The sequence below is a fragment of the Vibrio sp. 2033 genome (assembly GCF_033339735.1).
In genome coordinates, this window is record NZ_JAWOVC010000006.1 from 222,036 (window position 1) to 232,805 (window position 10,770).

8 protein-coding genes and 1 pseudogene are annotated in these 10,770 nt (G+C 43.9%); 6 read left to right on the plus strand and 3 right to left on the minus strand.

Annotated elements, in window-relative coordinates; translation table 11 throughout:
- Window positions 1-31: 31 nt before the first annotated feature.
- Window positions 32-1,675: a methyl-accepting chemotaxis protein gene (locus R7P74_RS11135; RefSeq protein ID WP_213969292.1), complete on the minus strand. Its 1,644-nt coding sequence runs from the start codon at window positions 1,673-1,675 to the stop codon at window positions 32-34.
- A 331-nt stretch (window positions 1,676-2,006) separates the two neighbouring features.
- Here R7P74_RS11135 and R7P74_RS11140 point away from each other — a divergent pair, with 331 nt between their 5' ends.
- From R7P74_RS11140 to R7P74_RS11165, 6 genes are all read left to right on the plus strand, one after another.
- Window positions 2,007-2,828, plus strand: coding sequence for a phosphate ABC transporter substrate-binding protein (locus R7P74_RS11140; protein WP_318122846.1), 822 nt, complete (start codon window positions 2,007-2,009; stop codon window positions 2,826-2,828).
- Window positions 2,829-2,928: 100 nt separating this feature from the next.
- Complete coding sequence (gene pstC / locus R7P74_RS11145; RefSeq protein WP_005375154.1) at window positions 2,929-3,861, plus strand: phosphate ABC transporter permease subunit PstC; 933 nt, start codon at window positions 2,929-2,931, stop codon at window positions 3,859-3,861.
- 22 nt (window positions 3,862-3,883) lie between these two features.
- Window positions 3,884-4,747, plus strand: a complete 864-nt coding sequence (gene pstA, locus R7P74_RS11150; protein WP_005383923.1) for a phosphate ABC transporter permease PstA — start codon at window positions 3,884-3,886, stop codon at window positions 4,745-4,747.
- Window positions 4,748-4,807: 60 nt separating this feature from the next.
- Complete coding sequence (gene pstB, locus R7P74_RS11155; RefSeq protein ID WP_005375156.1) at window positions 4,808-5,557, plus strand: phosphate ABC transporter ATP-binding protein PstB; 750 nt, start codon at window positions 4,808-4,810, stop codon at window positions 5,555-5,557.
- 328 nt (window positions 5,558-5,885) lie between these two features.
- On the plus strand, window positions 5,886-7,982 hold the full coding sequence (locus R7P74_RS11160; protein WP_005383921.1) for a sensor domain-containing diguanylate cyclase: 2,097 nt from the start codon (window positions 5,886-5,888) through the stop codon (window positions 7,980-7,982).
- Between the two features lie 143 nt (window positions 7,983-8,125).
- Window positions 8,126-8,671 carry an outer membrane beta-barrel protein gene (locus R7P74_RS11165; RefSeq protein WP_246542882.1) on the plus strand — a complete coding sequence of 182 codons (546 nt, stop codon included), beginning with the start codon at window positions 8,126-8,128 and terminating at the stop codon, window positions 8,669-8,671.
- 58 nt (window positions 8,672-8,729) lie between these two features.
- On the opposite strand, the gene R7P74_RS11170 is transcribed toward R7P74_RS11165, so the two are convergent.
- Both R7P74_RS11170 and R7P74_RS11175 read right to left on the minus strand, forming a co-directional pair.
- Window positions 8,730-10,376, minus strand: a complete 1,647-nt coding sequence (locus R7P74_RS11170; RefSeq protein WP_318122847.1) for a BatD family protein — start codon at window positions 10,374-10,376, stop codon at window positions 8,730-8,732.
- A 4-nt stretch (window positions 10,377-10,380) separates the two neighbouring features.
- Window positions 10,381-10,770, minus strand: a pseudogene (locus tag R7P74_RS11175) (hypothetical protein); the annotation flags it as partial.

Sequence of the window (10,770 nt, forward strand, 5' to 3'; positions counted from 1 at the left end):
CCTTTGGAACTTATCGTGTTGAGCAGAGTATTTAAACTTGGAACTGCTTAAGCTGATGTTTTTGGTTTTCTGCTAAACCAGACAACTCTTGCGCTGCCGCGGCTGATTGAGTGATCCCAGTGACGTTCTGGCTCACCAGCTCATAGATGTTCGTTAAGTTGTTGTTGATATCAGCCGTGACCTGTTTCTGCTCTTCTGATGCGGTCGCAACTTGAGTGTTGATTGAGTTCAGATCGGCGATAGCATTACTGATATTAGCAAGTGATTGGCTAACTTCTTGTGTCAGAGCTTGGTTGTCTGACAACATGGCTAAGCTGGAATGCATACTTTCATTTGCGTGACCAGATTGTTGCTGTAGCTCTTCTATAATGGTTTGGATCTCTTTGGTGGACTCCTGAGTTCGTGCTGCCAGCATACGTACTTCATCGGCCACTACCGCAAAGCCTCGGCCACTTTCGCCCGCTCGTGCAGCTTCAATCGCTGCATTCAGTGCAAGTAGATTCGTTTGCTCAGAAATACCTTCAATCACTTCGATCACGCGACCAATGTGTTCTGATTGAGCTTTTAGTGAAGTCACGACGGCAGCGGCTTCGTTAAGTTGTTCCGCCATCTTTTCACTTGCGCGAGTGCTTTCCCCAAACATGCTTATACTTTGTGAGGTTAACGTACGTGCTTGATTTGATGCACTATCGGCTTCTTGTGCATTGGTCGATACTTCAGCTGCGGTCGACTCTAGCTGATTGATCGCCGAGGCTACTTGCTCAACTTCTTGCTTTTCTTGATCCGAGTTGACGCTGCTTTGAGTCATAACAGTTGCTAACTCGGTTGATGCTGATGCCACATCTTCACTAATGCGAACCAATGCGCTTACAGTTTCACGCAGTTTTTCTATGGTCTGGTTTACATCTCGAGCCAGCTGAGACACTTCGTTTTTCCCGATGGCTTCGGCCTTAACTAGTAGGTTTCCCTTCGCGACTTCCTGCATCGTTACTTGAAGGTTACGAATCGGCGCAACGATGTAGCTGGCGAGTACCCAACTAATAAGTGAAGCGGCACTCAAGATCACCGCAAGCGAGACGGCGCTGTAAGTTAGCGTGGTTGAATGTTGTTCGCCATTCGTTTCGACTTCATCGGTGACGATTTGATTCAATTGTTTAGATAGTTTGTCGATGGCGTTGATCATCGCTTCGCCAGCTAATCGATACTCAGCCATTGCAGATTCGTACTTTTGATTGAAATCAGAGGTGGTGTAATCAGAAGAGTGTTTAGTGGTGAGCAGAGGTGTCATGGTAACGCGAGTGAAATCAACATAGTGATTCATGGCCTTACGCATAGCATTGACTTCATTTTGAACGCCAGGGAGATTGTCGATGGAGTTAAGAAAATCGCGGTTTTTGTTTTGTCGCTCAGAAAGCTCTTGGTTGAGAGACTGAACATCTTCGGCTCTAAATAGACTATAAATGGCTTTGATGCGCATGGCGTAAGTGTTGTCTACGATGCCGCTAAGTTCCTCTTTGTGAATGATTAGCTTATGGGTGGAAGCCGAAACCTTATTGAATGCTTGATCGAGTTTACCGATTCCGACACTCAGTCCAATGATGAGTAATATAACTGTGAATAGAACAGGCAGAAAAACCTGAAGTTTAATAGAAAGCGTACTAAGAAATTGACGCATGAGATTGACCCTCTATCGGTTTGATTATTATCTTTTTTATAAATAAGCATTTCGATTTTAATTGTTACATTCGCCAAATCAATGAGTTACTCATATCTAATTGTTATGAAATGTACCAAAATCGATGGGGTTATCATCTTGAACATGAGGCAACGTTATAAAAACGTTACGTTCAAATTGAGAGAGGGATAAGTCGCGGAATTAATAGTTAGAAATGACAACGTGTCATAGAGGGTTCAACTAAGTGAAACACAACTGTCATATTCAAATTCTAAAGTGAGCACCGTTCAAGTGAAACACAACGGCAATAAAGCCACTTAAGGAAATTGTGATGAAAAAGACAGTAATCGGTGCAATCGCACTTCTAGGCGCAATGGCAGTGACTCCTGTTTCTGCTAAAGAAACTATCTCTGCAGTGGGTTCTAGCAGCGTAACTCCACTGATGGAAGTTTTCTCTGAAACGTACATGAAGAAGAACCCTAACGTATTTATCGAAGTTCAAGGTCCTGGTTCTTCAGCTGGTGTAAAAGCAGCGAAAAATGGTTCAGCAGACCTTGGTATGTCTTCTCGTAATCTAAAAGACTCTGAAAAAGAATCAGCACTAATCGAAGAAGTGGTTGCTCGTGATGGTATCGCAGTGGTTGTTAACCCACAAAACAAACTGCCAGGTCTAACAGCCGAGCAAGTGACTGCAATCTACAAAGGCGAAGTATCAAACTGGAAAGAAGTCGGTGGTGCAGACAAGCCAATCGTAGCCATTACTCGTGACACGGCTTCTGGTACTCGTGGCGCATTTGAAGACATCATGTCTCTAAAAATGAAGATTTCTGGTAAGAAAGTATCAGCTATCTCTCAACGTGCTCAAGTTGCAAACGGTAACGGCGCACTGAAAACAATGGTTGCATCTAACCCATACGCAATCGGCTACATTTCTCTTGGTACTGTAGACAACACTGTTAATGCGCTAGCAATCGACGGCGTTGATGCAACGGTAGCTAACGTTAAAAACGGTTCTTACAAAGTAGCGCGTCCATTCCTTGTTCTTTACAAAGAAGGCAAGCCATCAACAGAAACGCAAAAATTCCTAGACTGGATGCTAACTGACGAAGCGCAAGCGCTAGTTGACCAAAAAGGTTACATCTCAGTTAACTAATCCCATTGGGACTCTAAAGTTTGCTCAGCCCAACGTTTAGGGCTGAGCCTTTTCTATCCATTGTGTTCAACGGCATTGCCCAGAACCGTGAGATTTTTAAATGACCATCGCAACAAATAGTGAAAAGCTTATGAATACTGACGCTAGAGCTATCAGCAAGTCAGGCCTACGCGAGAAGCGTCGTGTAGACTGGAAAGAGCGCATCTTCCACGGCTTGTTCCTAACGAGTGCCGTAATCGGCATTGTTTCATTGGCCGTTATTGCATACTTCATCGTTCGAGAGAGTATTCCGGCATTCCAAGAAGCAGGCGTATCGGGCATTGTCTTAGGACAAAACTGGTTACCACCTGCGCTTTACGGTGTCGCCACCATGATTGTGGCATCTATCGTATCGACGGCTGGTGCTGTCATTGTTGGGGTTCCAATTGGTGTTCTGACCGCCATTTTTATCGCTGAAATCGCACCAAAGCGATTAGCAGACATCATCCGTCCAGCGGTTGAGCTGCTAGCCGGTATTCCCTCAGTGGTCTACGGTTTCTTCGGTCTGGTTATTATCGTTCCATTGATTCAGAAGGTATTTGATGTACCTGCAGGTAATACTATCCTTGCCGGTATCATTGTTCTTGGTGTGATGATTCTACCAACGGTAATTACGGTATCTGAAACGTCTATCCGCGCTGTCCCTCGTACTTATAAAGAAGGTTCTTTGGCACTGGGCGCATCGAAAATCTACACCATCTTTAAGTTGCTCGTTCCAGCGGCTCGATCAGGCATCATGACAGGTGTGATACTGGGTATCGGTCGTGCATTGGGTGAGACCATGGCGATTATCATGGTTATGGGTAACGCGCCGGCAATGCCAGAAGGCATCCTTGATTCGGCTCGTACACTAACTGCAAACATCGCTATTGAAATGTCTTACGCAAGTGGTGTTCACGCGAACGCACTTTACGCTACAGGTGTAGTACTTCTGGTCTTCATCATGTCGTTGAACGCTGTACTACTGTACCTAAACCGAGAAAAAGCGAAGTAATCGCTCGTTAAAGGTGACTATTATGGATCGCGCAAAACTGAAAAAAGCACGCCAGTTCAAAGATAATGTCTTTAACGCATTTGTCTGGATCTCGGCAGCACTAACGGTAGGTTTTTTGTTCTGGATTATCTGGTACATCCTATCAAACGGTCTACAACACGTAGATTGGAACTTCATTACTGATAACTATACGCGCACAGGTGAAGAGCACGGTATCTTCCCAATGATTGTGGCGACCATTTACATGGTTATCGCTTCTATCGCAGTGGCAGCGCCACTCGGTATCATGACGGCAATCTACTTGACCGAATACGCGAAAGTGGGCAGTCGTTTGGTGAAAATCATCCGATTCTGTACCGAGTCATTGGCGGGTATCCCGTCGATCATTTTCGGCCTGTTTGGTATGACTTTCTTCGTGGCGATTCTTGGCCTTGGCTTCTCGATTCTGTCGGGTGCATTGACGCTAAGTATCCTAATCCTGCCAGTGATCATCCGTACAACGGAAGAAGCGCTGATGGCAGTACCACAAACGTACCGTGAAGGCTCTTATGGCCTCGGTGCTTCTAAGATTTACACTATCTGGCGTTTGATTCTTCCGAGCGCAATGCCAGGTATCTTAACCTCGGTCATTCTAAGTATTGGTCGTGTCATTGGTGAGTCTGCTCCAGTATTCCTGACAGCAGGTATGGTTGCACGTATTCCGGATTCTTTATTGGATTCAGGTCGTACGCTAACCGTTCACCTATACAAACTGACTACCGAACTGTTTACCGTTGAAGAATGGAATCAGGCTTACGGTACGGCAACAGTGCTTATCGTGGTTGTTCTCTTGATCAACATGGTAACGAAACTGATTGCTAGACGTTTTAACACCGCAACTTACTAACAACACTAATTAAGAACGCACGTTAAAAGACACGAATTCAAGAATTAAGAGATTAAGACAATGAACAAATTTGATATTGAAAACCTAGACCTATTCTACGGTGACAACCAAGCACTGAAATCGATCAACTTACCAATTCCAGTTCGCCAAGTAACTGCACTTATCGGCCCGTCAGGTTGCGGAAAATCAACGCTTCTACGCTGCTTGAACCGAATGAATGATCTAATCGAAGGCGTGAAAATTACAGGTAAATTGGCGATGGACGGCGAAGATATTTACGGCAACATTGATGTTGCTGACCTTCGCATCAAAGTCGGCATGGTATTCCAAAAGCCAAACCCATTCCCGATGAGCATTTACGAGAACGTGGCTTACGGCTTACGTGCTCAAGGTATCAAAGACAAAAAGACAATTGATGAAGTGGTAGAGCGTTCGCTGCGCGGTGCTGCACTTTGGGATGAGGTGAAAGATCGCCTTAAATCACACGCATTCGGTCTTTCTGGTGGTCAGCAGCAACGTTTATGTATTGCACGTACAATCGCGATGGAGCCGGATGTGATTCTGATGGATGAACCAACGTCGGCACTTGACCCAATTGCGACACACAAAATCGAAGAGTTGATGGAAGAGCTAAAGAAGAACTACACCATCGTTATCGTGACTCACTCAATGCAACAGGCGCGTCGTATCTCTGACCGCACTGCGTTTTTCCTAATGGGTGAACTGGTCGAGCACAACGATACGCAAGTGATCTTTAGCAACCCTCAAGACGACCGTACTCAAGGCTACGTAAATGGTGATTTCGGTTAATCCACCGTATTTACAAGCATAACTAAATAACTATAAGCGATGGTAACTTTGCCCCTCTTGATGAGGGGCCTTTTTCTTTTTAAGTCGTGGGCTTATAACGCCTACCAACACAAAAAATCTTGTAAATAAGCATAACTTTCCTCCCCAGTTTATAAAGCATGTAACTTATGTGAAACATGGCTTTAAAAGTGCTGAAGAGCTCTCGAATGTAACACTAAGTCTGATAATTTTGCGAATGACTTAACAGCTCAAATTTGAACGTATTGATTGCATATCATGGCCTAAGTAGTTTTTTATCGAGGATAAAAAAGTAGATTAGGTTGGTAGGGTGAGTTTAAGAAGTTTTACAAGAAAAGTGTCTTCAACGAGGGACCATCGGTTGCTAGCGGAGGCAATCTTTGATCATTTAGAGAGTCTGTTCTCCCCTCAAGCCCTCGCTATTTTTGAAGATCCTTCAATTAACCCTCGTCATTCAATGAGCTTCTCTCGCGGAGAGCTTTACCCAACCCAAAACTATCCTGAGACATTCTGGGAGTGGGCAAGTCAGTTTGACACCTCTGAAAGCATCATACCTCTGGCGATCAACACTTGTAATTGGAATCACACCCGAGATTTAGGTGGTGATAGTTACATTATGATGCTCGACAACACGCCTATCAAACGTACCTACCTACTGATTCAATCTGTACATGCTCGCACAGCACATAATATCTATGAAGAAAGTTACGACGCAATGCAACTCGCAGCGGCGCGTTGGCAATGTATTCGTGCTGAAAAAAATGCCTCGAAAGAGATCAGGCACAGAGATATTCGTGAAGCGCAATATGTTGATGAAATTAGCCAACGCGAGCGCTTTATCGAAAATATGAAGTTAGTTCAGCAAGTTGCACTCGAAATCTCTAATCCTGATTCTTTAAAGGACTTGTACTACAAAGCCGTCGAAGCGTTACGTGAACGACTTGGGTTTGATCGCTCTACACTGATGCTTCTCGATATGAAAAAGCGTAGCTTCAGTGGTACATACGGTACGGATGAGTCAGGAATTACGATTGATGAATTTCACACACAATATGATTTACACCAACTTAGCGAGGAGTATATCACCGCGTTATCTAGCCTTGAGAGCAACTTAGTTATTGTAGAAGACGCGCCAATATACACAGCAGGCAAGGTCATCGGGCAGGGCTGGAATGCGATGTTGATTTTACGCGATGGCAATGAACCGTTTGGGTGGTTCGCGCTAGATAACTTTATTCATCGTAAGCCGATAACGGCATATCAAAAACAGATGCTGGACTCGTTTGGTTCACTCTTCTCTCAAATTTACATTCGTAAGCGCCAAGAACAAAACGTACGCATGCTGCATTCAAGCATGGTTGAGTTATCACGTTGCACTACTGTCAGTGGAGTATGCAAATCGGCCGTCACTTTCGCCATTAAAAATCTTGGTATTGATCGAATGGCGGTGTTTTTAACTGATGAAAATTGCTCTTACATGCAAGGAACGTGGGGTACCGATATTCAAGGTAATGTGGTGGATGAATCTTACTTCTTTGGAGAAACCCAAGATTTCTCTCTTATAAATCTGGCTCGCTCAATGCCAAACGAAGTCGCATTTGAAGAATCAGTGCCTATTTATCATGACTGTAATATTGTTGGCTTTGGTTGGGCTGCGATGACGGTATTGACTTCAAATAGCAGTGGTCCTATCGCCTTTATCGCTGTTGATAATTTGCTGACACGTGCGCCCTTAACTTCTCAGTTACGTGAAGTGATTCGTATGTTCGCGTCCAGCTTAGCTGAAGTATTGCAACGTACTCAAGCTCAAGAGGCGATTCGCGAACTAAACGAAAACTTAGAGCTGGAGGTTCAGAACCGAACAAAAGAGTTGGAGGAAGCCAATCGACAGCTTGAGGTACTTTCTAAGCTCGATCCTTTGACGCGTCTTGGTAATCGCCGCATGTTAGAACATGTGATGCAAAAATATTGCGCCCTAGAGTGTGAAGACGACATGTCGTTTGGCCTGATCCTGATTGATATTGACCATTTTGGCTTATTCAATAATCACTATGGTCATCTCGAAGGCGATATTGCATTGATGCGAATTGGCTATATCTTGGATCATCATACCAAAGGTGAAGATGAAGTTTTTTGCCGTATCGGTGGTGAGGAGTTTGCGTTGCTCATGATTGGTTCTGAGCAAGAGGAGGTTCGATTGAGAGCAGAGTGCATTCGTCAGTGCATCGAGGGCGAGGGGATAAAGCATCGACATAACCCAGACGGGGAGTTACTTACCGTTTCAGTCGGTTATTCTTGTTATAAAGCGAAAGGCAAAGACTTTAATTTCGACCATTTATATCAGTTGTCGGATAAGGCACTCTATCAAGCGAAGAATCATGGGCGAAATTGTGTAAGGCGATACTAGCAAAATGCTCAATCAAATACTGTTGTGACGTGAACAACAATTTGCCTACTATTATTACTTTTATTTATAAATTTATTGCTGGCATCTATATAGTCAACTACTTTTATATTGCAGTGTGCAGCTTGATCAGTATGGATGTGATTATGAAAAAAGGTAGTGTGGTACTAGCAATGCTGGCGTTGAGTTTCACCGGAGTATCTCAAGGAAAACAATACAATAATGTAAGTGAATTTGAACCTTTTGGATACTTGGGAGTAGGTTATCAATACGCTGACGCCGATATAAATCTTGGATCTTTGGGATCGTACTCGTTGAATAACTCTCTGCTAGGTGCGATGTTTGGCTATAGGTTTCATCAAAACTTTGGTGTTGAAGTCCGAGGCTATGGAAGCATATCTGATGATGAGTTATATGGTACTTCAGTAGAGGTGGAACGTAATTTTGCTTTGTTGGCAAAAGGTTTGGTTCCTTTGGGTGAAAATGTGGACCTGTATGGGTTATTAGGATACGGGAAAATAACAGCGTCAGTGGATGGAATCTCTGACAGTGATGAAGATTTGCAATATGGGGTTGGATTTGCATTTAATAAAGGAACACCATTAGAGTTACAAATTGAATGGATGAAACTTTATGACGACAAAGGACTAGATTTAAGCGGCTTTAATTTAAATATTGTTTATCGTCTATAAATGTATTTGGATTCTTTGAAGATAACAATGGCAGCTTTTAAAACGCTGCCATTGTTATTTATAACTTTTCGAGTTGGTGGTCGGTTTTCGTTACGTTTGCTTTGCCAAGGTTTTGAATTTTGGCTAGCAGCGAATCAGGGCTCCAAGGTTGTTGGTTAGCACTAAAACGCGCTCGATTCATGGCATTAAGCTCTTGCTTAATTGCTTGTACGTCACCAGGGTTTAACCTGTCTTGATGAGTGGTTAAATACTCATTTACAGAGCGTTCAATTTTCGCAGCATCGCCTTCTTCGATGACTTTTTTTAGCGCGTTGATGTAAAGTGGTTGTTCAGCATTTGAAACCGTTCCACTTGCTGTTATTGGGCGCTTTTTCCATGCCCAAATTGCGATTCCCAATGTCATTATCCAAAGCCCTGAGAAAACAAAGGTTAACGTTCGCCAGAGACTGCTCACACCGCCGCTTGATTCAGGACTAGGGGCTGACACTAAAGGCGCTGAAAGAGGCGATTCCGGCAACGTGATTAGCCCAGTGTCATTTTTCTCTACGTCTAATGTTAGCTCTGGTAACGTTGTTTTCTTCGCTTCATCATTTTGACTGTCCCACCAGTTCAAGTCGTATCCTGGTAAGGTATATTTCCCGGCCTCTGTAGGAATAATGACTTGCTTCACCGTCATGGTAACGGTGCCATCTCTCGCGCTATCGAACTTAGGTTGTTCGGGATACACGCGCAGTGAACTCGGGTAACTAATATTGACTCGTGGCAGATATTCGGCTTGTGTACCGCGAGCCTTAACTTGAATGGTTCGAGTGAGTGAAGAGCCTTGTTTTACTGTGTTGATCGCGTTAGTCGACAATAGATTACCTTGATCGTCTTGCCAGCTCTGTGTCATTTCTAACGCTGAAGCAGGAAGCCATTCACCTTTAAATTCGCTCGGAATCGGTTTGACCGTGATTGGCATGCGTTCCGCTTTGGTGTTGATAGGCATTATTTTGGTTGAGCCCGTCAAGCTGTCGCCATAAATATAAGAACCGGTCAGTTTAGGACCTATCAAGGTATAAGTGCCTGGTTGATTGGCCGTTAAGCGAAACGACTGCTCTATGACCGCTACTTCTAACCCATTTAAGATCTTCTGTCTTTGTTGTAAGCCACCCAGTGCCTCAAGCTTCATGCCTTCAATCTGCGGAGGTACTATTTGCGGGTTATCTAGGCGTCGGGTGTCCGCTTTAATTAGAAGTTGTATACGTAATGTTGCAGATTGCTGAGGGTAGAGCGTACTGTTGTCGACCGTAATATTGAAGCTAAATAGATCATCAAGATTGGGGTCTGTTTGGCTCGCGTTGACACGCAGTTTGATCGGCTCCGTTCTCATACCATCAGCGGAAAAACTTGGAATAGTCAGAACACCTTCTTTCATTGGTGCAATTGAGATACTCCACTCGGTACGCACTGATTTTCTTCCGTTAATGTTATTGCTAGAGCGGCCATAACGAGGTTGACCTAAGAAGAAGTCTTTCTCTAGAACATTGAAGTCGATTGAGTCTGAGCTGAGCTCAGTATCTGAAATGATTCTGAGGTTAATCACTTCATTCTTGGCTACTTGTGTTTTATTCACACTAGCTTGAAGTGTCTGTGCCATCACCGAGAAACTGGATATTAGGCTGGCCACAAAAATAAAGACCAGTTTTACGCCTTTGTTCATCACAGGCTTACCACTCCTTTTGAGATTGTTGTGGAGGTTGTTTTTGTTGCGCTTGAAGTTGCATTTGCGCACGGATCAAAAAGCTTGGGTCGCGAGCACTTTCTACTGCTTCTAGTCGACGGAACTCAGGATCATCCTGATGCATTTTTTCGGGATGCGCTTTAGCCTGTATTGGTTCACCTTGATCCTTCACTTGCTTGTCATCTCGTTGCGGTTGATGTTGTTCCGTTTTTTGTTTTTCTTTTTTATTTTCAGAATCTTGCTGATTTTGTGACTGTTGTCCTTGCGCTTCTTTCCCTTCGTTTTGAGACTTTTGTTGCTGTTGCTGTTGCTGTTGCTGTTGCTGTTGCTGTTGCTGTTGCTGTTGCTGTTGCTGTTGCTGTTGCTGTTGCTGTTG